The 24,109-nt window shown below is 67.6% G+C and carries 24 protein-coding genes, 3 tRNA genes and 1 pseudogene; 13 read left to right on the top strand and 15 right to left on the bottom strand.

Features of this window, described 5'->3' with window-relative positions; genetic code table 11:
• Positions 1-79: 79 nt before the first annotated feature.
• Positions 80-1,360 (top strand): D-arabinono-1,4-lactone oxidase, encoded by a 1,281-nt coding sequence (locus tag SK803_RS18075; protein WP_319967179.1) that lies wholly within the window; start codon positions 80-82, stop codon positions 1,358-1,360.
• Between the two features lie 55 nt (positions 1,361-1,415).
• Here the strand turns inward: SK803_RS18075 and SK803_RS18070 are convergent, their stop codons facing one another.
• The 4 genes from SK803_RS18070 to SK803_RS18055 form a co-directional block, all read right to left on the bottom strand.
• A complete protein-coding gene (locus SK803_RS18070) occupies positions 1,416-2,072 on the bottom strand; it encodes an NAD(P)H-binding protein (RefSeq protein ID WP_319967178.1) in 657 nt (218 codons plus the stop codon).
• A 14-nt stretch (positions 2,073-2,086) separates the two neighbouring features.
• Positions 2,087-2,704, bottom strand: coding sequence for a hypothetical protein (locus tag SK803_RS18065; RefSeq protein WP_319967177.1), 618 nt, complete (start codon positions 2,702-2,704; stop codon positions 2,087-2,089).
• A 315-nt stretch (positions 2,705-3,019) separates the two neighbouring features.
• The gene (locus SK803_RS18060; RefSeq protein ID WP_319967176.1) at positions 3,020-3,832 is read right to left on the bottom strand and encodes an NADP-dependent oxidoreductase; all 813 of its coding nucleotides are present in this window, start codon (positions 3,830-3,832) and stop codon (positions 3,020-3,022) included.
• Between the two features lie 91 nt (positions 3,833-3,923).
• Positions 3,924-4,006: transfer RNA gene (locus SK803_RS18055), tRNA-Leu, on the bottom strand.
• 117 nt (positions 4,007-4,123) lie between these two features.
• Between SK803_RS18055 and SK803_RS18050 the strand changes: the two genes are divergently transcribed.
• Genes SK803_RS18050 through pknB form a run of 7 tightly spaced genes read left to right on the top strand, consistent with a single transcriptional unit; the run spans position 4,124 to position 13,829 of the window.
• Positions 4,124-5,374 (top strand): DUF3662 and FHA domain-containing protein, encoded by a 1,251-nt coding sequence (locus tag SK803_RS18050; protein ID WP_319967175.1) that lies wholly within the window; start codon positions 4,124-4,126, stop codon positions 5,372-5,374.
• A gap of 51 nt (positions 5,375-5,425) precedes the next feature.
• Positions 5,426-5,887, top strand: a complete 462-nt coding sequence (locus SK803_RS18045) for an FHA domain-containing protein FhaB/FipA (protein WP_030465595.1) — start codon at positions 5,426-5,428, stop codon at positions 5,885-5,887.
• On the top strand, positions 5,884-7,305 hold the full coding sequence (locus SK803_RS18040; RefSeq protein ID WP_319967174.1) for a PP2C family protein-serine/threonine phosphatase: 1,422 nt from the start codon (positions 5,884-5,886) through the stop codon (positions 7,303-7,305). The genes SK803_RS18045 and SK803_RS18040 overlap by 4 nt, the downstream gene beginning before the upstream one ends.
• 3 nt (positions 7,306-7,308) lie before the next feature.
• Positions 7,309-8,781, top strand: coding sequence for an FtsW/RodA/SpoVE family cell cycle protein (locus tag SK803_RS18035; protein WP_319967173.1), 1,473 nt, complete (start codon positions 7,309-7,311; stop codon positions 8,779-8,781).
• Positions 8,778-10,256, top strand: a complete 1,479-nt coding sequence (locus tag SK803_RS18030; RefSeq protein ID WP_319967172.1) for a peptidoglycan D,D-transpeptidase FtsI family protein — start codon at positions 8,778-8,780, stop codon at positions 10,254-10,256. Before SK803_RS18035 ends, SK803_RS18030 begins: the two co-directional genes overlap by 4 nt.
• The gene (locus SK803_RS18025) at positions 10,256-11,773 is read left to right on the top strand and encodes a serine/threonine-protein kinase (RefSeq protein ID WP_319967171.1); all 1,518 of its coding nucleotides are present in this window, start codon (positions 10,256-10,258) and stop codon (positions 11,771-11,773) included. Before SK803_RS18030 ends, SK803_RS18025 begins: the two co-directional genes overlap by 1 nt.
• Positions 11,774-11,828: 55 nt before the next feature.
• On the top strand, positions 11,829-13,829 hold the full coding sequence (pknB, locus tag SK803_RS18020) for a Stk1 family PASTA domain-containing Ser/Thr kinase (protein ID WP_319967170.1): 2,001 nt from the start codon (positions 11,829-11,831) through the stop codon (positions 13,827-13,829).
• 61 nt (positions 13,830-13,890) lie between these two features.
• On the opposite strand, the gene SK803_RS18015 is transcribed toward pknB, so the two are convergent.
• Positions 13,891-14,532, bottom strand: coding sequence for an aminodeoxychorismate/anthranilate synthase component II (locus SK803_RS18015; protein ID WP_319967169.1), 642 nt, complete (start codon positions 14,530-14,532; stop codon positions 13,891-13,893).
• A gap of 77 nt (positions 14,533-14,609) precedes the next feature.
• Here SK803_RS18015 and SK803_RS18010 point away from each other — a divergent pair, with 77 nt between their 5' ends.
• Complete coding sequence (locus SK803_RS18010; protein ID WP_319967168.1) at positions 14,610-15,953, top strand: FAD-dependent oxidoreductase; 1,344 nt, start codon at positions 14,610-14,612, stop codon at positions 15,951-15,953.
• 94 nt (positions 15,954-16,047) lie between these two features.
• On the opposite strand, the gene SK803_RS18005 is transcribed toward SK803_RS18010, so the two are convergent.
• The 3 genes from SK803_RS18005 to SK803_RS17995 form a co-directional block, all read right to left on the bottom strand.
• Positions 16,048-16,302, bottom strand: coding sequence for a hypothetical protein (locus SK803_RS18005; RefSeq protein WP_319967167.1), 255 nt, complete (start codon positions 16,300-16,302; stop codon positions 16,048-16,050).
• A gap of 565 nt (positions 16,303-16,867) precedes the next feature.
• Complete coding sequence (locus SK803_RS18000) at positions 16,868-17,023, bottom strand: hypothetical protein (protein ID WP_169774241.1); 156 nt, start codon at positions 17,021-17,023, stop codon at positions 16,868-16,870.
• Positions 17,023-18,246 (bottom strand): class E sortase, encoded by a 1,224-nt coding sequence (locus SK803_RS17995; protein ID WP_319967166.1) that lies wholly within the window; start codon positions 18,244-18,246, stop codon positions 17,023-17,025. The genes SK803_RS18000 and SK803_RS17995 overlap by 1 nt, the downstream gene beginning before the upstream one ends.
• Before the next feature lie 211 nt (positions 18,247-18,457).
• Here SK803_RS17995 and crgA point away from each other — a divergent pair, with 211 nt between their 5' ends.
• Positions 18,458-18,724, top strand: coding sequence for a cell division protein CrgA (gene crgA, locus SK803_RS17990; RefSeq protein WP_030465604.1), 267 nt, complete (start codon positions 18,458-18,460; stop codon positions 18,722-18,724).
• A 246-nt stretch (positions 18,725-18,970) separates the two neighbouring features.
• Complete coding sequence (locus SK803_RS17985; protein ID WP_319967165.1) at positions 18,971-19,366, top strand: PH domain-containing protein; 396 nt, start codon at positions 18,971-18,973, stop codon at positions 19,364-19,366.
• A gap of 8 nt (positions 19,367-19,374) precedes the next feature.
• On the opposite strand, the gene SK803_RS17980 is transcribed toward SK803_RS17985, so the two are convergent.
• Entirely contained in the window at positions 19,375-20,292 is a 918-nt protein-coding gene (locus SK803_RS17980; protein WP_319967164.1) for a rhomboid family intramembrane serine protease, read from the bottom strand.
• A complete protein-coding gene (locus SK803_RS17975) occupies positions 20,289-20,837 on the bottom strand; it encodes a peptidylprolyl isomerase (protein ID WP_319967163.1) in 549 nt (182 codons plus the stop codon). The genes SK803_RS17980 and SK803_RS17975 overlap by 4 nt, the downstream gene beginning before the upstream one ends.
• A gap of 95 nt (positions 20,838-20,932) precedes the next feature.
• Between SK803_RS17975 and SK803_RS17970 the strand changes: the two genes are divergently transcribed.
• Complete coding sequence (locus tag SK803_RS17970; RefSeq protein ID WP_319967162.1) at positions 20,933-21,499, top strand: hypothetical protein; 567 nt, start codon at positions 20,933-20,935, stop codon at positions 21,497-21,499.
• A 56-nt stretch (positions 21,500-21,555) separates the two neighbouring features.
• On the opposite strand, the gene SK803_RS17965 is transcribed toward SK803_RS17970, so the two are convergent.
• Positions 21,556-22,089 carry a DUF2020 domain-containing protein gene (locus tag SK803_RS17965; protein WP_319967161.1) on the bottom strand — a complete coding sequence of 178 codons (534 nt, stop codon included), beginning with the start codon at positions 22,087-22,089 and terminating at the stop codon, positions 21,556-21,558.
• A gap of 109 nt (positions 22,090-22,198) precedes the next feature.
• Between SK803_RS17965 and SK803_RS17960 the strand changes: the two genes are divergently transcribed.
• Positions 22,199-22,594 (top strand): DoxX family protein, encoded by a 396-nt coding sequence (locus SK803_RS17960; protein ID WP_319967160.1) that lies wholly within the window; start codon positions 22,199-22,201, stop codon positions 22,592-22,594.
• 54 nt (positions 22,595-22,648) lie between these two features.
• Here the strand turns inward: SK803_RS17960 and SK803_RS17955 are convergent.
• From SK803_RS17955 to SK803_RS17940, 4 genes and pseudogenes are all read right to left on the bottom strand, one after another.
• Positions 22,649-22,721 (bottom strand) — tRNA-Ala (locus SK803_RS17955).
• A 34-nt stretch (positions 22,722-22,755) separates the two neighbouring features.
• Positions 22,756-22,875, bottom strand: a pseudogene (locus SK803_RS17950) (DLW-39 family protein); the annotation flags it as partial.
• 185 nt (positions 22,876-23,060) lie between these two features.
• A tRNA-Ile gene (locus SK803_RS17945) sits at positions 23,061-23,134 on the bottom strand.
• Positions 23,135-23,204: 70 nt separating this feature from the next.
• Positions 23,205-23,957 (bottom strand): DUF3566 domain-containing protein, encoded by a 753-nt coding sequence (locus SK803_RS17940; RefSeq protein ID WP_406601551.1) that lies wholly within the window; start codon positions 23,955-23,957, stop codon positions 23,205-23,207.
• Positions 23,958-24,109 lie beyond the last annotated feature (152 nt).

Below are 24,109 nucleotides of genomic sequence, written 5' to 3'. Positions count from 1 at the left end.
CGGTACGTCCTGAACCCTTGAAACGTGAAGAGCTTTCACCTACGTTGCTGTCTCAGGTCACACTCTCGTGGAGGTTCGCGTGTGGACGAACTGGGCTAAAACGGCTTCGTGCACGCCAACGCGCGTAATCCACCCGTCCAGCACAGACGAGATCGCAGCCGCCGTCATCTCCGGCGGCCGAGTACGCGCGCGAGGCAGCGGCCACTCGTTCAACGACATCGCCGTAGCCCCGGAAGCAGCCCTCGACCTGGACCGCTGGACCGGCATCGTCCGAGCGGACACCGAAACCGGCCTGGTGACAGTCCGCTCCGGCACCCCTCTGCGCAACTTCAACGCAGACCTCCACCGCCTGGGCCTCGCCATGCCCAACCTGGGCGACATCGACGCCCAAACCGTCGCCGGCGCGGTCTCCACCTCAACCCACGGCACCGGCGCGAAACTGGGAGTACTGGCCACCGCCATCGAGTCCCTGGAACTGGTCCTGGCCGACGGCTCGGTGGTCACCTGCTCCAGAACCGAACGCCCAGACCTCTTCAACGCGGCCCGAGTAGGCCTGGGCGCCCTGGGCATCATCAGCACCCTGACGCTGCGCTGCGTCCCGTCCTTCGTCCTGCAGGCCTCAGAATCCCCAGGCCGCCTGGACGCGGTGCTGGAACAGTTCGACGACCTCTGCGCCGTCGAAGACCACGTGGAGTTCCACTGGTTCACCCACTCCGACCGCGTGATCCTCAAGCGCAACAACAGGATCCAGGACCCAGCGCGCCCACTCTCAAAGCTCCGCCAGACCTGGGAGTACGAGGTGATGGAGAACGCCGCCTTCGGCGCGGTCTGCAAGGTGGCCAGGACCTTCCCCCGCTACACCCGCAAACTCAACGAGGTCTGCGGCTCCCTGATCTCGGAGCGCACCTACTCCGACTACTCGCACAACGTCTTCGTGACCCCACGCCGAGTCCGGTTCGTGGAGACCGAGTTCTCGATCCCCCGCGAAACCTTGATGGACGTGATCGGCGAACTCCGCGCCGTGGCCGGCAAACTGGGCGACCGCGACCACCTGATCGTCCCCTGCGAAGTACGCATAGCCCAGGCAGACGACATCTGGCTGTCCACAGCCAACGGCCGCGACACCGCCTACATCTCGATGCACCAGGCACTAGGCATGCAGTACAAGGCTTTCTTCGACGCTTACGCCAGCATCGCCGCCTCCGTGGGCGGCCGCCCGCACTGGGGCAAGATGCACGACCTGACCGCCGACGACCTCCGCCCGCTGTACCCGCACTTCGACGACTTCCTACGGGTACGCAACGAGGTTGATCCCAACAGGACGTTCACCAACGCCTACCTGGACCGCGTGCTCGGCTGACCGCACGCGGGGACGCCGCGCACTCCAGGAGGGTACGAAAGCTCCCCGCGTGCACTTACAGGATCGCGCGAACGGCGTCGGCGACCGGCGTTTCGCCGTTCACCAACTCCAGCGTCTTCCCAACGGTCCCAGGCGCGTTGAGCAACTCCGCCAGCACTGCGGCGACATCCGCCCGAGTGACCGAAGCCCGAGGCAACCGAGGCGCCGCCAACGTGACCAACCCGGTGGGCGCGTCGTTCACCAACGGCCCCGGCCGCAGAATCGTCCAGTCAAGATCGCGCGACTTGAGGTCGTCCTCGGCGAGCTTCTTCGCCTTGAGGTAGACCGCGAACTCCGGATCCACCGAAGGCGAATCAGCAGCCTCGATCCCCACGGTCGACACCTGGACGAACCGCCGCACACCCGCCTCCACCGCGGCGGAAGCGAACAGAGCAGCAGCCCCGTAGTCCACGGTGTCCTTGCGGGCGGCCCCGGAGCCGGCTCCCGCACCAGCGGCGAACACCGCCGCATCAGCACCGTTCAGATAGGCGGCGACCGAGTCCACGTCGGCGGACTCCAGGTCGCACAACACCGGGACAGCCCCGGCGTCCTGCACGTCACCAAAATGATCAGGGTTGCGGACCAGCGCGGTGACCGCGTCTCCACGGGTGGCCAGCAGCTGCTCGAGAAGCAGCGCGATCTGCCCGTGTCCGCCGGCTATGACTACTCGCATTCCCCGACCGTAGATCAGGAAGCGGTGGCGAGCACCTGCTCGTAGACGAGCTCGTTGACCCAACGGGTGATGGCGGTGTCCTCCGCGGGCACGTTCTCCTGGCGGCCGGACACGTCGACCGAGAGGTCCTTCTCGTCGTCGGCCAGCAGCACCGAGACGCCGTAGCGGCGGACGCGCGGCAGGCAGTTCGCCAGGTAGTCGTGCGAGAACGCGACCGACTCCGGCAGGACCACCGCTGCGTTGCCGTAGCGGGCGAAGGGAACCGAAGAGGCCAGTGCGGTCCGCCAGTGACGGGCCACAGCCAGGACGCCGACGATGCGCACGGCGGCCGGCGGGACGCGGCCTTCCATCTCCGGCCACACCCACGTGGAGACGGTGGTCTTGTCGGCCTCGGGGCCCGCACCCACGCACACGCGCTCGGCGTGGGCGTCGGCCAGGAGTTCGGCCACGACGACGACCTTGCGGCCCATCAGAACCATTTCGGGGAGAACCACTCCGTGCCAGCCGAGGCGAATAGCCGCGGCGGCTGCCAACTCCTCGACGGACGCGGGCAGTTCCGGAACCGGGACTGCGGTCGTCGACAAACCGTTCGAGCTGTCGAGGGCCGCGATCCTTGCTGGGGTGCTGCTCACGCCAGTGCCTCCTCGTCACCCGCGGCGGGCGATCCGCCGCGTTTCGACTCGTGCTCTGCATAAGAATTAGCAGGAAGCGCACGGCCCGCCCCCAGGTCACAGGACCCCCTGCGATCGACGGCGTCGACCGGTCGGTGACCGGTCGAGGAGTGGTGTGGGGAGTTCGGTCCTACGGTGCTGCCGTCTGGGTGACGTTAATCCGGATGGACGCACCAAAAGACCTGCTCAGAGTGGGTGCGTCAGGCGTGAGGGCAAAATGGCGGTGAGCGGCACCGGTCACCGTCCGTCGACCGTTCACCGCGCCAGAACGACCACCTACATGATGATCACGGTCTTGCCAGGCCCGTGACCTGCGAAAACGTCGGTCGCTTCGCGCAACGGCACGCGCCGGGCGATCGGCACGTCCAGGTCTCCCGCCTGCACCATCGACGCGAGCCGCACCAACGTTTCCCGCGACCCCTTCATGCCGAAGTTCTGCGCGGAGTCGCTGGAGACGTAGTTGGTGTTGAAGGCCAACGGCGCGTAGCGCGCGTTCGCCTCGAACGACGAACGGTCGTTGCTCACGAGGTCGATGAGCGCGTCCGCCTCGACGAGCGAATCGCCGCGGCCCACCGGGATGACCCGCTTGCCCGCGGCACGGGCGATCTGGACCGCGAACGATCCGACACCGCCGTTGGGCCCGATGATCAGGACGGATTGCGCGGAACCGAGCGACTCGACCAACTGCAACGCGGTCATGCCCGCGGTCGGCAATGCGGCGGCAACGGCGGGATCGAGATCTTCCGGCAACGGAGCCAACGCGTTCCCGGCCGGAACTGTGACGTACTCGGCGTATGTACCAAGGCCCACGGGATGGTGGAAGAAGGTGCCGAAAATCCTCTCTCCGGAACCGACGACCTCACCAGCCCCATCAGTTCCAGGAACCAACGGGAACCGATGCTCACCGGAACCGCGAAGCATCCCGTTCACGACTTTCCGGTCGAACGGGTTCACACTCGCGGCGAACAGCCGGACCTTGAGCTGACCGGGCGCGGCCGTGGGCTCGGGAAGCTCCACGAGTTCGAGCTCCGCACCGAAATCCGCCGCCGCTATCGCCCACATGCCGACCCCCGAACGAGTGACAGACATCACCTGTTGGATCAAGGAATCCGATACTGCCGATCAACGAAAGAACCCCTCTCGCGGATTCCGCGAGAGGGGTTCCATCTGTCTTTCTTGATGGGCAAGGGGGGAGTTGAACCCCCACGTCCTTTCGGACACACGGACCTGAACCGTGCGCGTCTGCCATTCCGCCACTTGCCCCTGGAGACGTTGGAAACACTAGCACGCGCCGAAACCAGGTTCCTAATCGCCCCCTGTAGGCCGGGTCGTACCCGGATACGATCGGTACAGGAGCCCGTCCGAGCGGAAGGAGTCGATGTGGGCCTGCAACGCTTCGAGCGCAAGCTCGAGGGCCTGGTCGGCAACACCTTCGCGCGGGTGTTCGGCGGCAACGTCGTGCCCCAAGAGGTGGCACAGGCGCTGCAACGAGAGGGTGACAGCAACATCCGCGAGCTCGCGGGTGGCAGACTGCTAGCCCCCAACCACTACAAAGTGTTGCTCGGAGCCCAGGACCACGAGCGTCTTGCGGGCGACGAGCAGGATGAACTACGCATCACCCAGCTTCTCGCAGAGGGCCTGCGAGAGCACCTGGCCGAGTCCGGATGGGATACCTATGGTGACGTCGTAGTCTCCCTGGAGCGCTCCGAGGCGCTGCACACCGGACAGTTCCGAACCAGCTCGTCCGTCGACCCCGACGTGAAAGCGGCCAGCCGACGGTCAGCACAACCTCGCACCGCAGGAGACCGACCCATGAGCCAGCCACCCGGCTACGGACAAGGACAGGGCCAGCCCGGCCAGGACCCTTATGGTCAGGGCGGCTACGGCCAGCAGGGCTACGACCAGCAGCAGCAGGGCTATGACCAGCAGGGCTACGGCCAGCAGCAGGGCTATGGCCAGCAGGGCTACGACCAGGGCCAGCAGCAGGGCTATGACCAGGGTTATGGCCAGCAGCAGGGCTACGGCGGCGCTCAGCAGCCGGGCTACGACCAGCAGCCCGGCTACGGCCAGCAGCAGGGCTACGACCAGGGCTACGGCGGCGGCCAGCAAGGCGGCGCCGGCTACGACCAGGGTTACGGCCAGCAGCAGGGCTACGGCCAGCAGGGCTACGACCAGGGTTACGGCCAGCAGCAGCAGGGCGGCTACGACCAGGGTTACGGCCAGCAAGGCGGGTATGACCAGGGTTACGGCCAGCAGCCCGGCTACGGCCAGCAAGGCGGCTACGACCAGGGCTACAACCAGGGCGGATACGCCCCGCCGGCCACCCAGGGCGCGAACCGTCAGCTCAACGCGACGCTGCACCTCGACGACGGATCCAACCGGACGTACAACCTGAAGCAGGGTGGAAACGTCGTAGGTCGTGGGCAGGAAGCCGACTTCCGCCTCCCGGACACTGGGGTCTCCAGGCGCCACCTGGAAATCTCCTGGGACGGGCAGAATGCGATGCTCGCTGATCTCGGTTCGACAAACGGGACCACGGTGAACGGCACGCCAGTGCAGACTTGGCAGCTCGCGGAGGGCGACGTCGTCCGCATCGGCCACTCGTCACTGGTTTTCCGCACCGCTGGCTAGAGGTCGATTCGGGCGTCGGTAAGCAACTCAAGGCAGGAGCGGTTACAACCGGTGCCAGAGCTGGTGATGCAGCTGACCAGAGCGGGCTTTCTCGTGCTCCTCTGGCTCTTTGTGCTGGCCGCCCTACGTGTGGTCCGCTCTGATCTCTACGCAGCCTCAGGGCTCCGGGCGTCAGGTCTGCCCGGATTCCGGAGGTCCGAGAAGTCGGCGAGGGGAAGCAAGGCGCCTCGGCAACTCGTGGTCACCCACGGGGCGCTGACCGGCACCCGCATCTCGCTCGACGGCAGGCCGATCCTGATCGGCCGCGCTGACGACTCCACTCTCGTGCTGGACGACGACTTCGCGTCGACCAGGCACGCGAGGCTGTCCATGCGCGGAACCGACTGGTACGTGGAGGACCTCGGCTCCACGAACGGCACCTACCTAGACCGAGCCAAGGTCACCGCACCCCTGCGCGTACCTCTCGGCACCCCGATCCGCATTGGCAAAACGGTGATCGAGCTGCGCTCATGACCTTGGTTCTTCGATACGCGGCCCGCAGCGACAGGGGCCTGGTTCGCGCCAACAACCAGGACTCCGTGTACGCGGGCCCCCGCCTGCTCGCAGTCGCCGACGGCATGGGTGGCCACGCCGCCGGTGAGGTCGCGAGCAAGGTGGTCATCGCCTCGCTGGCCCACGTCGACGACGACGAGCCCGGCGACGACCTCCTCGGCAAGCTCCGCGACGCGGTCGCGAGTGGCAACGGCGCCATCTCCGAGCTCGTGACGAGCGACCCGGACCTGGAAGGCATGGGCACCACGCTCACGGCCATCCTGTTCGCGGGCAACCGTCTCGGGCTCGTGCACATCGGCGACTCGCGTGCGTACCTCCTGAGAGAGGGCACCTTCGCGCAGATCACGCACGACGACACGTTCGTCCAGTCGTTGATCGACGAGGGCCGGATCACGCCGGACGAGGCCGCCACGCACCCGCAACGCTCGTTGCTGCTGCGTGCGCTCACCGGCCACGACTTCGAGCCCAGCCTCACCGTGCGCGAAGCCCGCTCCGGCGACCGGTTCCTGCTCTGCTCGGACGGTCTGTCCGGCGTCGTGAGCCTGGAGACGCTGGACGAGGCGATCCGCATCCCGGATCCGCAGGCCTGCGCGGACCGCATGATCGAGCTCGCCCTCAAGGGCGGCGGCCCCGACAACGTCACGGTGATCGTGGCGGACGTCGAGGACGTCGACTTCGGCGACAACTACCCGATCGTCGGTGGCGCGGCCGGTGACGGCAGCGAGGAGCACAACACTCCGCCGGACTCCGCGGCCTCACGGGCGAGCGCGCTCACGCAGCAGCGCCCGCCGATGCCGCAGCGGATGGACGCTCCGCCGCCACCGCCGCAGGACCCGAAGCGCAAGAAGCGGACCGCCATCAAGGCGTTCGTGATCGTCTTCGTGCTGCTCCTGCTGACCGGTGTCGTGGCGGTCGGCGGCAAGCTGTGGCTCAACACCCAGTTCTACGTGGGTGCCACCGAGGACGGCCAGGTCGCGATCTTCCGCGGGCTGAACGGCACGGTGCTGGGCTTCAAGCTGTCGTCCAAGGTCGAGGACTCGTGCCCGCCCGGATCCACGGGCTGCACCCCGATCACGCTGAAGGACCTGCAGGAAGCCGGCCGCAAGACGATCACCGCGGGCATCCGCAGCGACAACGGCCTGGACGGCGCCCGCGCCGCGGTCAGGTTGCTGCGCACCGAGCACATGCTGCCGTTGTGCAAGGACACCTCGTCGACGCCGAGCACCTCCACGACGCCGACGAGCCCTCCGCCGACCAGCACCTCCGGCTCCAGCACCCCTCCCGCGAACGGTTCGCCGAACCCGGAGACCGGTGCCAGCGAGCCTTCGCTCACGCCCTCGCAGCAGAAGCCGGGTGTGGAATGCCGGGAGGGTCCGTAGTTGATGGGCTCGCCCGTCCCCGTCGGGGAAGGCTCACCAGTCGCGTCGGTGGCGACCAACACGTCGCCTGGTCTGCGGCCGCCGACGCGGCGCGGTACCGAACTGGTGATGCTCGCGTTCGCGGCCGGTCTCGTGACGCTGGCGCTGATCCTGGTGGAACTCAACCAGGAGCGGTCGCTGAGCCTGAGGATCCTCTACCTCGGTCTCGCATATCTCGGACTCTTCGCTTGTGCCCACCTCGCCGTGCGCAGGTGGGCGCCGTACGCCGACCCGGCGATCCTGCCGTGCGTCGCGCTGCTCAACGGGCTCGGCCTGGTGACGATCCACCGGATCGACCTCGCGCTCGAGGGCACCGTCTTCCCGGACGGCTCGACGTGGGATCCGGTGGCGTTCAAGCAGGTCATCTGGACCGGCATCGGGTTGTTGCTGTTCGCCGCCACGCTGAAGTTCCTGCCCGACCACCGCACGCTGGCGCGGTTCGGCTACACCTTCGGCCTCGTCGGCCTGGTCGCCCTGATGCTGCCCGGTGTGCTGCCCGGCTTCATCGCGCCGGAGATCAACGGCGCGAAGATCTGGCTGCGCGTCGGACCGCTCTCCATCCAGCCGGGTGAGTTCGCCAAGATCCTGCTGATGGTCTTCTTCGCCGCGTTCCTGGTGTCGAAGCGGGACCTCTTCACGACCGCGGGCCGCCGGTTCCTCGGCATGGACCTGCCGCGCGCCCGCGACCTCGGCCCGCTGTTCGCGGCATGGGGCGTCGCGGTCGCGGTCATGGTGCTGCAGAAGGACCTCGGCTCCTCGCTGCTGTTCTTCGGCATCGTGCTGGTGCTGCTCTACGTCGCCACCGAACGAGCGGCGTGGGTCGTGCTCGGCCTGGGTCTGTTCGCCGGCGGCGCGATCATCGCGTGGAAGCTCTTCAACCACGTCCAGCAGCGCGTGGCCAACTGGCAGGACCCGATCGGCCGCTACGACCAGATCGGTGGCGGCTACCAGATCTCGCAGTCGCTGTTCGGGCTCGCGACCGGCGGCATCGGTGGTGCCGGGCTCGGCGCCGGCCGTCCGGAGATGATCCCCGAGGCGAACACCGACTTCATCACCGCCGTGATCGGCGAGGAGCTCGGGTTCGTCGGGTTCGCGGCGCTGCTGCTGATCTACATGGTCTTCGCGCTGCGCGGCCTGCGCGGTGCCATCTCGGTGCGCGACAGCTTCGGCAAGCTGCTCGGCGGTGGCCTCGCGTTCGCGGTCTGCTTCCAGGTGTTCATCGTCGTCGGCGGTGTCACCAAGCTGATCCCGATGACTGGTATCACCGCGCCGTTCCTGTCCTACGGCGGTTCGTCACTTCTCGCGAACTACATCCTGGTCGCGTTGCTACTGCGAATTTCTGCGGCGGCGAGGGCTCCCCAGCGGGCTCCGAAGCCGAAACCGCAACAACCGGCTATCGCCGACCAGCACACTGTGATGGTGGAGCGTCCCAAATGAACACACCGCTCCGCCGCGTCGGCATGGCCATGATGGTGATGATCGTCCTGCTCCTGGGCAACGCGACCTGGGTCCAGGTGATCAACGCCGACGAGTGGCGCAAGAACGCGTACAACCGCCGGGTGCTGCTCGACGAGTACGCCCGCAAGCGCGGTCTGATCACGGTCGCCGACGGCACGGTGATCGCGGACGTCAAGGAGACGACTGACCGTCTCCGGTTCCTGCGCACCTACAACGCGGGCCCCGCGTACGCCCCCGTGACCGGGTACCTCTCGGTCACCTACGGCACGTCCGGCATGGAGCGCGCGGAGAACGACCTGCTCAACGGCTCGGACGACAGGCTGTTCGCGCGCAGGGTCTCCGCGCTGATCACGGGTCGCGACCCGGTCGGCGGCAACGTGCAGCTCACCCTGAACTCCAAGGTGCAGCAGGTCGCGTACGACCAGTTGACCAACAAGGGCTTCACCGGCTCGGTCGTGGCGATCAAGCCGGACACCGGCGAGATCCTCGCGATGGCGAGCACGCCGTCCTACGACCCGAACCGCCTCGCGAGCCACGACGCCCAGGAGCAGCAGGCGGCGTGGAAAGAGCTCACCGCCAAGGACAACGGCAACCCGTTGATCAACCGCGCGACGCAGGGGCTCTACCCGCCCGGCTCGACGTACAAGGTCGTCGTGGCGGCCGCGGCGCTGGCCGACGGCAAGACCAAGGACGCCCAGTACACCGCCAAGGGCACGATCAACCTGCCCGGCACGGCGAACGCGCCCTTCCCGAACTTCAACGGCCAGGCCTGCGGTCCCGGCGAGACGGTGTCGATGGAGACCGCGCTCGCCAAGTCGTGCAACACGGCGTTCGGCGAGATGGCGGCGCAGGTCGGCAAGTCCAAGCTGACAACGCAGTCGAACAAGTTCGGCTTCAACGACGACGACCTTCAGGTGCCGTTGTCGGTCGAGACGTCGACCCTGGGCGCGATCCAGGACGAGGCGGCGCTGTACCAGAGCGGTATCGGCCAGCGTGACGTGCGCGTGACGCCGCTGGAGAACGCGATGGTCGCCGCGACGATCGCCAACGGCGGCAAGCGGATGAAGCCGTACCTGGTGTCGAAGGTCCTCGGCCCGGACCTGAAGCAGATCGACGAGACCGAACCCGACCAGCTCGACACCGCCATGAGCACGGCGAACGCGAACGTGCTGCGCGACATGATGATCCAGTCGGAGATCAACACCGGTGGCGAGGGTCGTCTGTCGAACATCCAGGTGGCGTCGAAGACGGGTACCGCCGAGATCGGCGGCAGCCAGCAGCAGACCCAGCCGCCGCACGCCTGGTACATCGCGTTCGCGCCGGCGCAGAAGCCGGAGATCGCGATCGCGGTGATCGTGGAGAACGGTGGCGACCGTGGTCTTGGTGCCACCGGCGGCAAGGTCGCCGCGCCGATCGGGCGCGCCGTGATGAACGCGTATCTGGCGGGTCGCTGATGCTGACCACGGGCCAGCTCCTCGCCGACCGCTACCGCCTCACCAGGCGGATCGCGGTCGGTGGCATGGGCGAGGTCTGGGAAGGCGCCGACGAACGGCTCGACCGCCGGGTGGCCGTGAAGGTGCTGAAGGCGGAGCTCTCGGGTGATCCCGAGTTCCTGCACCGCTTCCGCGTCGAGGCGCGGATGACCGCGTCGCTCAACCACCCCGGCATCGCGTCGGTGCACGACTACGGCGAGACCGCGTCCATCCCCGACGGACCGGAGGACACCGCGTACCTCGTGATGGAGCTCGTCGAGGGCGAACCGCTCGCGACGATCATCTCGCGGGGCCGGCTCACCGCAGAGGTGACGCTGGATCTGCTGGAGCAGACCGGAAACGCGTTGCAGGCGGCCCACGAACGCGGGCTCGTGCACCGGGACGTCAAGCCGGGCAACATCATGGTCACCCCGTCGGGGAAGGTGAAGATCACCGACTTCGGCATCGCGAAGGCAGTGGACGCGGCACCCGTGACGCGGTCGGGGATGGTCATGGGGACCGCGCACTACATCGCTCCAGAGCAGGCACTTGGTGGCGAGGCCGAACCGGCGAGCGACGTTTACTCGTTGGCAGTGTGTGGCTACGAATGCCTTGCCGGGCACCGGCCCTTCCTCTCGGACAACGCGGTGACCGTCGCGATGATGCACATCCGCGACATCGCGCCGCCGTTGCCGCCGGACGTTCCGCCGGGCGCGCGGACGTTGATCGAGGCCACCCTGGTGAAGGACCCGCGGCAGCGCTACCGGACCGGTGGCGAGTTCGCCGCCGCCGTCAGCGCGGTGCGGGTGGGCCAGCCGTTGCCGACGCCGTCCGGGTTCACGATGCCGCCGGTCATCCCGCAGCACGTGCCGCAGATGGGGCCGCAACAGGTTGTGCCACAGCAGGTTCAGCAGGTGCAGCAGCAGGGGCCACCGCCTCCGCCGCCACCGCAGGCCTCGCAGCCACTTCCGATTCCACCGCAGATGGCGCACCGCCCGGGAGGGCATGGCCGGCCCGGTACCCACCCGACCATGCAGCCGGCGCACCAAACCGGCACGTTCGCGCCCATGCCGACCGCACCGGGGAGAAACCGGACCGTCGTCTGGGTTATGGTCGCTGTCCTGGTGGCCGTGCTTCTCGTGGTCGGCGTGGTCGTGGTGTGGAAGTTGACCGTGAAGTCCAACGACGGCACCGGGCAAGGCGGCGGGCCGACGACCTCGAGCTCGGCGAACCTGAACCCGCCGGCGAACGGGCAGGCCAAGCCCGACTCCGCCGACCGGATACCGGGCGACGCGCTGAAACAAATCGACGAGGACGACTACATCGGTCGTTCCGGCGAAGAGGTCAAGACCGACCTGATCGACCACGGCTTGGAGCCCAGGGTGCAGACCCCGCAGGGCACGTCGCCGGGCGACCTGAAGAAGTGCAGGGTCACCGCCATCGCGCCGACAGGCGGGGTGCCGGCTGGCTCGCAGGTGAAGGTGACGTGCGCGCCATGAGCAAGACCAGAACCGAGTTGGGAACACCGTCGACGAGGAGCGGGACGAAGCACCGATGAGCACTCCACGACTGCTCTCAAACCGCTACGAACTGGGTGAGACCCTCGGCTACGGCGGCATGTCCGAGGTCCACAAGGGGCGGGACGTCCGCCTCGGCAGAGACGTGGCGATCAAGGTGCTGCGTGCCGACCTCGCCCGCGACACCCAGTTCCAGGAACGGTTCCGGCGCGAGGCGCAGAACTCCGCCGCCCTGAACCACCCGGCGATCGTCGCGGTCTACGACACCGGCGAGACCCAGACCGAATACGGCCCGCTGCCGTACATCGTCATGGAGTTCGTCGACGGACGAACTCTGCGCGACATAGTGAAGACGCAGGGCCCGCTGTCCGGGAAGCGCGCCATGGAGGTCATGGCGGACGTCTCGGCCGCGCTCGACTTCAGCCACCGGCACGGAATCGTCCACCGCGACGTGAAGCCGGCGAACGTGATGATCACCAAGTCCGGCGCCGTGAAGGTGATGGACTTCGGCATCGCCCGTGCCCTGCACGACGGCCAGGCCGCGGTCACCCAGACCGCCGCGGTGATCGGCACGGCCCAGTACCTGTCACCGGAGCAGGCGCGCGGCGAGTCCGTCGACGCCCGTTCCGACGTCTACGCCGCCGGCTGTGTGCTGTTCGAACTGCTGACCGGCGAGCCCCCGTTCACCGGTGACTCCCCCGTCGCGGTCGCGTACCAGCACGTGCGGGAAGACCCGAAGGCCCCGTCGCAGCTGAACCCGAAGGTGTCGCCGCAGCTCGACGCGATCGTGCTGAAGGCGATGTCGAAGGGTCCGGCGAACCGCTACCAGTCGGCCGCGGAGATGCGCGCCGACCTGGTGCGCGTGCTCTCGGGCCAGCGCCCGTCCGCGCCCGCCGTGATGACGGCCGAGGACCGCACCGCCGTGATGAACGAGCAGGCGACGCGCGCTCCTCGCACGCAGGTCGTCTCCGGAGGCCGGCATCGCCCGGCGGCGTTGAAGTCGGAGCCCGAGGACGACTACGACCCGATCGCCGACGAGGAAGAAGAGCGTCGCGCGAAGCGCAAGAAGGCCATCATGGTCACGCTCGTGGTGATCCTGTGCGTGGCCGTGCTCGGCCTCGCCGCGTGGATCACCGCGAACATCATGAACTCCGGCGGCCAGGCGACGGAGAAGGCCTCGGTCCCGTCGCTCGTGGGCCTGAGTCCGTTGGAGGCCAAGGAGAAGATCACCAAGGCCGGCCTCGTGCCCGCCCAGGAGGACGTCGCCTGCGAGCCCGGCCCGAACGGCGCCGCGGCCAAGTGCACCGCCGACCAGATCAACAAGGTGATCGGCACGAACCCGCCGGAGGGCACCCAGCTGACGAAGGGTGGCCAGGTCACGATCTCCGTCGGTGCGCCTCCTGGTGAGGGCACGGTGCCGGACCTCGTGGGCAAGACCCCGCAGGAAGCACAGGCGATCCTGGACAAGGACCCGAACGGCTTCAAGCTGCAGCAGGCCGCCGACGCCATCGAGGTCGACGACGCGACCAAGGCCGGCAAGGTCGCGGCCCAGAACCCGGCGACCGGCCTGAAGCTCAAAAAGGGCGGGACGATCAACATCCAGCTCGGCAAGGCACCGGACAAGCAGAACGTGCCGGGTGTCGTGGGCCAGGATCAGAACGACGCCCGTCAGACGCTCGAGGGCTCCGGCTTCAAGGTCGCGGTCGAGCCGGTCGACAGCGCGAAGCCCGAGGGTCAGGTCATCTCGCAGACCCCGGTCGGCAACAGCAAGGCCACCAAGGACTCGACGGTCACCATCCGCGTCTCGAAGGGCAACCAGATCGAGATGCCGGACCTGACCGGCCTGACCGAGAAGGAAGCCGAGAACAAGCTGAAGTCGTTGGGCTGGAACGGCAACCTCAACGTCCAGGACACGCCGGTCAACAGCCCGGCTCAGGACAAGAAGGTGCAGACGCAGAGCCCGGCGAAGGGCACTGCGATCACCAAGGGTGCCGCCGTGACGATCAACGTCGGCAAGTTCGGGATCGTGACGACCTAGGTTTCCGGTTGTGGAAAGGGGCGGCTTCCCTTGGGAGGCCGCCCCTTCGTCGTTCCGGGCGTTACTGGCGAGCGGCCGCGGCGAGCGTGCGCATGCCGTTCTCGAGCTGCGCGACCGTGGCCTCCGGCACCTCGAACCCGCAGACCTTGAGCCAGTTGGCGAGCATCCGGTGGCCGCCGTCGGTGAGCACCGACTCGGGGTGGAACTGCACACCCTCGACCGGAAGTTCCTTGTGCCGCATGGCCATCACGATGCCGGTCTCGGTCTTGCCGGTGACCTCGAACTCCGCGGGCACCGTCTCCGGCAGCACCGTCAGCGAGTGGTAGCGGGTCGCGATGAACGGCTGCGGCACGCCGTCGAGCACACCCTTGCCCTCGTGGAAGACGATGCTCGTCTTGCCGTGCAACAACTCGGGCGCGCGGTCGACCGTTCCGCCCCACACCACGCCGATCGCCTGATGACCGAGGCACACGCCGAAGACCGGCTTGCCGGTGTCGGCGCACTTCTTGATGACGTCGATGCTCGACCCCGCGCGCTCCGGCGTACCGGGGCCGGGGCTGACGAGCACACCGTCGACCTTGTCGATCTCGTCGAGGTCAACCTCGTCGTTGCGCCTCACGACGCACTCCGCACCCAGCTGAGCCAGGTACTGGACGAGGTTGTAAACGAAGCTGTCGTAGTTGTCGACCACGAGCACGCGCATGAAGAGAGCTTAGTGCGTGGCGTCGAGTGAGTTAGCTCTCGTCCGCGTTGAGGTTAGGCTACCCTAAAATAGGTGTCATGAGTCGCCCCTTGCGCGTCGCGATCGTCGGCGCCGGACCGGCCGGTGTCTACGCCGCCGACATCCTGACCAAGTCCGACGTCGACGTGCAGATCGACCTCTTCGAGAAGCTGCCGGCGCCCTACGGCCTGGTCCGCTACGGCGTCGCCCCCGACCACCCCCGCATCAAGGGCATCGTCGGCGCCCTGCAGAAGGTGCTCGACAAGCCGTCGGTCCGCTTCTTCGGCAACGTCGAATACGGCGTCGACCTCAAGCTCGACGACCTGCGCCAGTTCTACGACGCGGTCATCTTCTCCACGGGCGCCTCGTCCGACCGCCAGCTGGACGTCCCCGGCATCGACCTGCCCGGCAGCTACGGCGCAGCAGACTTCGTGTCCTGGTACGACGGCCACCCCGACGTGCCGCGCACCTGGCCGTTGACCGCCAAGTCGGTCGCCGTGCTGGGCGTCGGCAACGTGGCCCTGGACGTGGCCCGGATCCTGGCCAAGACCGCCGACGAACTCCTGGTCACCGAAATCCCGTCGAACGTCTACGAGGGCCTTCGCTCCTCCCCCGTCACCGACGTGCACGTCTTCGGCCGCCGCGGCCCGGCCCAGGCCAAGTTCACGCCACTGGAACTGCGCGAACTCGACCACTCGCCGAACGTCGAGGTGATCGTCCACGCCGAGGGCATCGAGTTCGACGAGGCCTCGATGCACGCGATCAGGACCAACAAGCAGGTCGAGATGATCGTGAAGACTCTCCAGGAGTGGGCGATCCGCGACGTGGGCTCCCGCCCGCGCCGCCTGCACCTGCACTTCCTGGAAGCACCGGTCGAGGTGCTCGGCTCCTCGTGCGTGACCGGCCTGCGCACCGAAACCCAGGAGCTGACCGGCGACGGCAACGTCCGCGGCACCGGCAACTTCACCGACTGGGACGTCCAGGCCGTCTACCGCGCCGTCGGCTACCTCTCGACGCACCTGCCCGACATCCCGTTCGACCACGTGTCCGGCACCATCCCGCACCTCGCCGGCCGCGTGCTGGACCTGGACGAGGTGCCCATGCCCGGCGTCTACGCGACCGGCTGGATCAAGCGCGGCCCGATCGGCCTCATCGGCCACACCAAGGGCGACGCCCTGGAAACCATCACCAGCCTGCTCGAAGACGCCGCGTCACTGCCGCCGGCCGCGTCGCCCGCGCCGTCCGCGATCGTGCAGTTCCTCGAGCAGCGCGGCGTGCCGTTCGTGACCAACGAAGGCTGGCGCAAGCTCGACCTGCACGAGATGGCCCTGGGCGCCGTGGAGGGCCGCGAACGCGTGAAGGTCGTGCCGCGCGAGGACATGACCGCGATCTCGAACGGCTGACCGCCCAGTCTGGACGGCTGACCGCCCCGGCTTGAACGGCCACGCGCCGTTCCTCGATGAAGCCGCCATCGCGGGTACGCGGTGGCGGCTTCAGCTATTTGAACGCGCCCCAGCCCTGATTGGTGAAGACAGGCGCCCTGCCCACCACGAGTGCTGCGCCGAAGACCGCCTCGCGGGCACTCTCGTAGAACGTGGGGTCGTCGACCCTCCCACCGCGCAACAGCCGCAGCGCCACGTCGGCGTGGTCGGACTGATCATCACCTGTGGTCAGGCGCAAGGTCACCTCGCCCGCGGTGATCACCCACCCCTCGCCGTCGGTGGCGACCTCCGCCTCGAACCGCGCCGGCATCGAACCCGGTCCCGCCGTGAGCTGGCCTCGGTCGCGCGCGGGTACGCGGTGGCGGCTTCAGCTGTTTCGGGCGCGCCGATGCGGACGCTTGCTCGCGGCACAGCGCCGACGTCGTTCTGGTCGCCGACCAGCGGACCCAAGCCTGGCTGCCGTGGCCCACGACGGACGGCCGTGACCCACGACTGCCGCGATCCGAGGCTTGGCTGGCGTGACCCGGTCCTGACAGCCCTGACCCTGACAACCCTGACCCTGACAGCCCTGACGGTGACATCTGCAGCCGTCGGCCACTGAGCCTGTGCCCCGCTGCCCCCGCGCGCTTCCTCATGCGCAACGACAACGGCGGGATTTGGGTTCCCGCAGATCCCGTTTTCCTGTGGACAACTCGTTCGCCCACCAGCCACGCTAACGCATCCAACCCGCTGAACTGCGCAAACAGCGGCGCCAAGGCCATGATCGCCACCGCACATCACCCGTCCAGGTGACGCGAATCAGTCGATCATCGAACCCGACCTCGGGCCGTTCCTCAGCTACGTCCGCGAGTACCTGCGGCTCGCCGAGGAGCAGCTCACTGGGTCGTGACGTTGTTGAACGGCAGTTTCGGCTCGGCCCACGGGAACACCACGAACATCAGCAGCGCCACGATGCCGACGACCAGCACGACGGCCTCGACGACCCGCAGGTACAGCGGGCCCGGCAGGTGCCGCCAGATCCAGCCGTACATCAGCCCTCCGTCATCTCGGGTGGCACGAAGCCGTCGGCCACCGGGTAGCTCTTGGTCTCGATGGCGTGCACGATCAGGCGCTGCTTGTCGGAGAAGCGCGGGTGGCAGGTCGTCAGGGTGAGCAGGCGGGCCTGCTTGTCGGCCGGCACGGTGGCGCCCACCTGGTGCGGGATGGGGGCGATGACCTCGCCCTGGGTCGGCGCGACGATCTCCTGGCCGACGGTCTTGGCGTAGGCGTCGCCGAGGGTCGTCGACAACGGGGCCACGCCGGTGCAGGCGGCCTGCTTCGACTTCGGGTTCGCGGCCCAGCCGGCCACCTCGCTGCTCATGGGGAGCACTCGGTAGACGAACCACTGGGTCTGGGTCTGCACCACCACGGCGTTGCAGGATTCGAGCAGGTCGAGGTCGTTGAACGGCGCGCCCTTGCCCACGCGGTGGCCGGCGATGGAGAAGTTGCCGGACTCGCCTGGCTGCGCGGTGTCCTTGTAGTGGCCGGGGCCGATCTCGAGGTGCTTGTCGGTGGTGCCCTCGACGACCGAGAACTTCCAGTCGTTGCCGAAGACCGGGATGTACATCTTCGCGAAGGCCTTGCCCTCGATGAGGTTCAGCTTCGACTGGCGGTTCGGGTCGGCCGGAGGCGGTGTGACGATGTTCGAACTCCATTCGGAGTCGAGAGCCGCGGTGGCGTCCTGCTGCTTTTCCGCGGAGAGCAGGTCGGTCACGTAGACCTCGTAGACGACGAACAGCAACACGACGAGACCCATCGTGATGAGGGCTTCGCCTACGCCGCGCACCGCTTTGCGCGCCATGCTGTCCGGCGGCGGGGCGGCCTTCTTCGGTTCGTCGTCCTTCGGTTCGTCGTCGTAGTACTCGTCATCGTCGTAGTACTCGTCGTCGTAGTCGTCCTCGATTCGCGGGATCACCTCGGTGGGCGGATCGACCGGGCGAGGACGGGGAGGGGCGGGCGGCATTCCCTGCCGGGGCATTCCGCCGGGCGGGGTGCCCTGCCGCGGCATTCCGCCGGGCGGGGTCCCGTGCCGAGGCATTCCCCCTGGCGGCGTGCCCTGGGGCAGGCCACGCGCGGGAGTGCCGGGCGGCGGGCCCTGCGGCGGGCCCGGGCGGCGCGGCGGCGAGCCGGGAGGAGGCAGGCTTCCGGAGAAAGCGCTGGTGAACTGGGTCGCGTCCGGCGGCGGCAACGGGCGCGGCGACGGAGTGGCCCGCACGTGCTGCAGGTCATCACGACGGGGTGCAGGACGCCGTGGAGGCGGCTGCTGCGGTCCCGAGTTCACCTGAGAACCTCCGCACGGACTGTGAACTGAAAACAACTGCGTCTACCAAGTGGTTCGCTGACCACCTTCGCTACGTTAACGTGTCTCCCGAGTAGTGCACGTAAACTCACGTCACTCAGGGATATCCACGTCAGGCGAGGACAGCATGCCCAAGTCCAAGGTCCGGAAGAAGGCGGTCTACACCGCACCCACTGACCGCCGCACGCCGGTCAAGGTCAAGGCAGCGGGACCGTCACACCCGGTCTACGTCGTTGTCATGCTCGGCTTCATGCTGCTGGGCCTCGCGTGGCTGGTCGTCAACTACATCGCGGCCGAGAAGATCCCGTTCATGCTCGAGCTGGGCGCGTGGAACTTCGCCATCGGCTTCGCGCTGATGATCATCGGCCTGCTGATGACGATGCGCTGGCGCTAGCCCGCACGCTCAGAGCTCGGCAAGTCACCGTTCGTAGAGGTCGGCCCGGACGTCACACGTCCGGGCCGACCTTTGTTCGCTCCAGGTTCACCTGGTTCATCCGAGCGTCACCGAAGCACACGGCTGTAAGTCATCCCCATTGGGGACAAGTCCTGTGGACAACTTTGCACCAAAATGCACAAGCGACGGTTTTCCCTCATGCGGACCCGTTCAGTTGTCCACATTTCATGCGGGACACTCGACGGTGTGACTCGCACCTGGTCCACCCCCGCCCCGATGGTCGCCCTCGCGTGGGTGCTCGTCCTCATGCTCGCCATCGCGACGTTCCTCGCTGACGACAACGCGGGCCGTCTCCTCGTCGGACTGGCAACGCTGCTGGTCAGCTACCTCGCGGCGTTCGCGACACTCGCCAGGCCGAGGCTCACCGCGGGCGTGGACGGGCTCTCCGTGCGCGGGTTCGCGAGCACGACGCACCTGCCGTGGCACGAGGTGAAGATCAAGCTGCAGACCACCCGGCGCCTCGGCAGGGAACAGCAGACATTGGAACTCGACGCCGAAGACCGTCTCGTGGTGCTCACGAAACTGGACCTCGGCGCCGATCCGGAAGAAGTCGCCGGCGTCCTGCACGCCCTGCGCCCGTAAAGGACAAATCAGCGGCAGGTCCTGGCGATCTCCATGATGACCTCCGCGTCGGTGTCGAGCTGAGCCGCGCGCAGGGCGAACATGACGCCGAGCAACACGACCGCGGCCACCACGGCACCGATCTGGTAGAGGTTGCGGTTCTGCGCGGGCGCCCTGACCATCGCGAGCGTCAGCAGGCCGCCGATCACGAACCCGCCGAGGTGCCCGAGCAGCGAGGCGTTGGTGAAGAGGTTCGACACCAGGTTGATCCCGACGATCACGACGATCGTCGAGATGTCCCGCTTCTGCCGCTTGAACACGATCAGCAACGCGCCCATCAGGCCGAACACCGCGCCGGACGCGCCGGCGAGCTGCTGGCAGACGGTACCGAAGAAGAACGCCGCCGCACTGCCGCCGAGCAACGACAGGAAGTACACGGCGCTGTACCGCAGCTTGCCCAGCTCCTGCTCGACGATGGTGCCCACCACGTAGAGGGCGGCCATGTTGAGCGCGAGGTGGATCAGCCCGAAGTGCATGAAGCCCGACGTGACGATGCGCCACCACTCACCGTTGGCGGTGAGATCGGGAATCATCGACGTCGCCGTGAACAGGCCCGACCGGGAGTTGTTCATCGGACTGCCGGACTGCGCGACCGTGACCACGTACGCGAGCACGTTGAGCGCGATCATCACCTGCGTGATGATCGGCCGGCTGTTCGAGACCTCCGCACCCGCGAGCGTGCGGGGACGGCGGACCGAACGCTGGCCCTCGTTGACGCAGTCGACGCATTGCATGCCGACCGACGCGTCACGCAGGCACTCCGGGCACATCGGACGGTCGCACCTGGTGCAGCGCAGCCGGGTGGGCCGATCGGTATGACGTGTGCAGACCGGGGTTTCCGGCTGCGCTCCGATCGGCCCTTCCGGTGGCACGAGTGCGTCGTTCACGCGCGTTCGATCGTGACCCGCTCGATCTTGATGTCGTTGACCGGACGGTCGCCCGCACCGGTCGTGGTGTTGCCGATCGCGTCAACGACGTCGCGCGACTCCTGGTCCGCGACCTCACCGAAGATCGTGTGCTTGAAGTTCAGCCACGTCGTCGGCGCCACGGTCACGAAGAACTGGGAGCCGTTGGTGTTGGGCCCGGCGTTCGCCATCGCGAGCAGGTAGGGCTTGTTGAACTGCAGTTCGGAGTTGAACTCGTCGGCGAAGCGGTAGCCGGGGCCACCACGACCGGTGCCGGTCGGGTCACCGGTCTGGAGCATGAAGCCCGCGATGACGCGGTGGAACAGGGTGCCGTCGTAGAACGGTCCCGAGTTCGTGCCGCTGGCGTTCGCCTCGGTGTAGGTCTTCGTGCCCTCGGCGAGCCCGACGAAGTTCGCCACCGTCTTGGGGGCGTGGTCGGGGAACAGGTTGATGCGGATGTCGCCCTGCGTGGTGTGCAGGGTCGCCGTCACCTTGGTCCCGACGAAGGATTCATTGCTGTCAGCCACCACCCCATCGTGCCATCCACAGGCGGAGATGTTCAGAAAGGGGCACGATGGGTACCCCTGAGGCATAACCGGACGACAACGTTGTGGAGCACAGGATGGACGAGGTGGACGTCATGACCCGCGCCGGCGAGTCCGTTGGCAAGGCTGTCGGCACCGGTCTGAAGGCCGCGCGTCAGGGAGTCGTTCGCGCAGGTCACGCCGCCGAGGTGAAGCTGGCGGAGCGTGGCATCACGACCGACCAGGTGCGCGGTGTGCTCGTGGATCGGGCCGACACTCTGATGGGCAAGGCCGAGGACTGGGAGAAGCAGACCCGCCGTTCCCGCAAGCGCCTCGCCAAGAAGGGCGCGAAGACGCGCGCCGACCTCATGAGCAAGGCGGAGGTAGTGCGCAAGGAAGTGAAGAAGGCGGCCAAGCACGCGCGCAAGGACGCCAAGGTGCGCGCCAAGGAGATCCGCAAGGCGGCGGCCCAGCTCGGCGCCGACGCACCGAAGCGGCGCAGGTGGCCGTGGGTGCTCGGAATCCTCATCGCGGCCGCGGCAGCCGGCTACGTCGCGCTGACCCGCAGGCCGGAGGAGGTCCACCTGCAGGACGAGGAGCAGGCTCCGATGGCGGAGCCGGTCCTCAACGGTCAGGTGCCGACCCAGAAGGAACCGATCAAGTAGTTCCTGAGACGCAGAACGGGTGATCTTCCAGCCGGAAGGTCACCCGTTTCGCATGCTCAGATCTTGAGGCCCTTGACCGCTTCCTCAGCGATGCGGCGAGCCTTGATCGACTGCTTCTGGTTGGTCGTCACGACCACGGCCGCGGTGCCCTTCGAGACGGCGTAGACGACACCGCTGTCGTTGCTGACGTACCCTCCGGCCCACCCGGTGGGCGAGCTCGCGGGCTGTGAACCGTCCGGCGCCGCCTCGTTCACGATCGACTTGGCCACCCGCTCGTCACCGACGTACACCCGCACGGTGAGCTGGATCTCGGTCGCCGTGGCGTAGAAGAAGCACGCCGGGTGAGGTTCGTCCGTTGACAGTTTCACCTTCGGCACGCGCTGACCGTTCGCCTCGGCCACGAAACCGGTCGCGAGGTACGGGCAGGCGCCGTCGTTCACGGGCTGGGGCGCGGGCGGCACTGTCGGTGCGGCGCTGGTCGTGGTGGTGACCCGCTGGGGCTGGGTCGTGGGAACCGGCACGTCCTGGGCGACGGGGGTGCCGCACGCGGCGAGTACGCCCAGCAGGGGCAGCAACAGTGCTCGTTTCATAGGGGCAACAGTCAACCAGATACCAAAAGCGCCTTTACCGGCACACTCTAAATTGGTCCATACCTTTTGTGTTCTGCCCCTGCCCCGCACCCACGGAAGGACCTTGTTCATGGAGTTCCTGGAGCAACGACGAGAGCACGCCCTGGCGCTCTTCCGCATCGTCATCGGACTGTTCTTCTTGATCCACGGGGTGCAGAGGATCATGAAGGGAGCCAACCTGGTGTCCTGGCCGGGTGGCCCCATGACCGTCATCGAACTGGTCGGCGGCGGCCTCATCCTGATCGGCCTGTGGACGCGCTGGGCCGCGTTCATCGCGTCCGGTGCGATGGCCTACGCCTACTTCGTGGTGCACCAGCCGAAGGCCCTGCTGCCGATCGCCAACGGCGGCGAGCTGGCTGCCGTCTACTCGTGGGCGTTCCTGATGCTGGTGTTCACGGGAGCCGGCGCGTGGAGCGTCGACCAACTCCTCAACAAGTCGTCCAAGAAGTCGCTCACCAACGCTTAAACGCACTGAAGCCCTGTTCGCTGCGGCGCGAACAGGGCTTCAGTGAAAGCGATATGGAGACGAGGGGAATCGAACCCCTAACCCCCGCCTTGCAAAGGCGGTGCTCTGCCAATTGAGCTACGTCCCCATGGATCCGGGGCGGCAGACCGCCCGCGGGATCAGTCCGTGGGAGCGGTGGCCTCGCGCCACAGGTCCGCGTCGGCCTTGGCCGAACGGCTGCGCTTGACGAAGAACAGAACCGCACCGGCGACCACGACGAGTGCGATGATCTTCTTAGCCACTTCGAATCCCTCCCAAGACTGCGGACGCACGACCCCACTACGCTACAGGATTCCGAGCGATCATGATGGGGGTCCGGGGGCTTGCCCCCGGCAGGGGGCCTGGGGGCTTGGCCCCCAGTGTAAAAGACGAAGATTCGAGAAATGGTTGGCGCTTTCTGCCAACAGAGTTACGGCCTCGAATCGAGTGGGCCTAGGAGGACTTGAACCTCCGACCTCTTCATTATCAGTGAAGCGCTCTAACCGCCTGAGCTATAGGCCCTCGATCATCACCCCTTGGGGCAACGAGGAAGACCTTACAGGATCGTCCTTCGCTGCCCCAAATCCGGGGGTCACTCACGCTCGGAGAGCGTCAACTCCAAGCCACCGGCCAAGTCCGCGGACACGTTGTAGACGAACGCGCCAACGGTTGCGAGGGCCGTGAACAGCACGATGTTGACCGCGCCGATGATCGCCGAAACGCCGAACACGCGGCCGGCGCTGATCAACGGTTCACCTGGCTCGTTGGCCTGGAGCAGGTCGTTCGCGGTGCTGTTGATCTTGTCCCAGACACCCATGCCGTGCAGCACGCCGTAGAGCACGCCGACCGCCACGAGCCAGACGAAGAACAACGCGACGCCGAGCACCAGGGCGAGCTTGAGCACCGACCACGGGTCGACGCGCTTCACCTGGAGCGAGGCGCGCCGCGGACCGCGACCGGGGCGACGGGCCGACGGGGTCGCCGCGGCGGGGCGGGCACCACTGGTGCCCATGTTCACCGACGTGCGGCTGCTGCCCAGGCCGACCGGCACGGCCGAGCCCGTGACCACGGGCTTCTGCACCTTGACGGTGTCCGGGTCGGTCGACGGGAACGCAGGCTCGGGAGTCGGACTGGCGGACGGAACGGGCGGCGCGCCCGGAACCACGTACGCCTCGGTCGCGTCCTGGTGGGACGCTTCCGTGTCGTTCGTCACGCGCTGCCAGGGCGGCGGCGCGGAGACGACGACCGGCTCCTCGGCGGCCGGAGCAGCCGGAGCAGCCGGAGCAGCAGGCTTTGCGGCCGGAGCCGGAGTCGCCGACGCGGCGGCAGGAGCCGGCGTGTCGATCGAGACCGTCTTCTGCTCGGCCGGAGCGGCTGCGGGTTTGGCGGCCTCGGCCGGAGCCGGAGTGTCCGGCTTGGCCGCTGCGGGCTTGGCCGGCGTCGCAGCGGCGGCCGGAGCAGCCGCCGCTGCGGGAGTCTCGGGAGCAGCAGCGGGCT

The sequence above is a fragment of the Lentzea miocenica genome, assembly GCF_033949945.1.
Lineage (GTDB): Bacteria > Actinomycetota > Actinomycetes > Mycobacteriales > Pseudonocardiaceae > Lentzea > Lentzea miocenica.
This window is presented reverse-complemented; position numbering and strand designations above follow the sequence as displayed.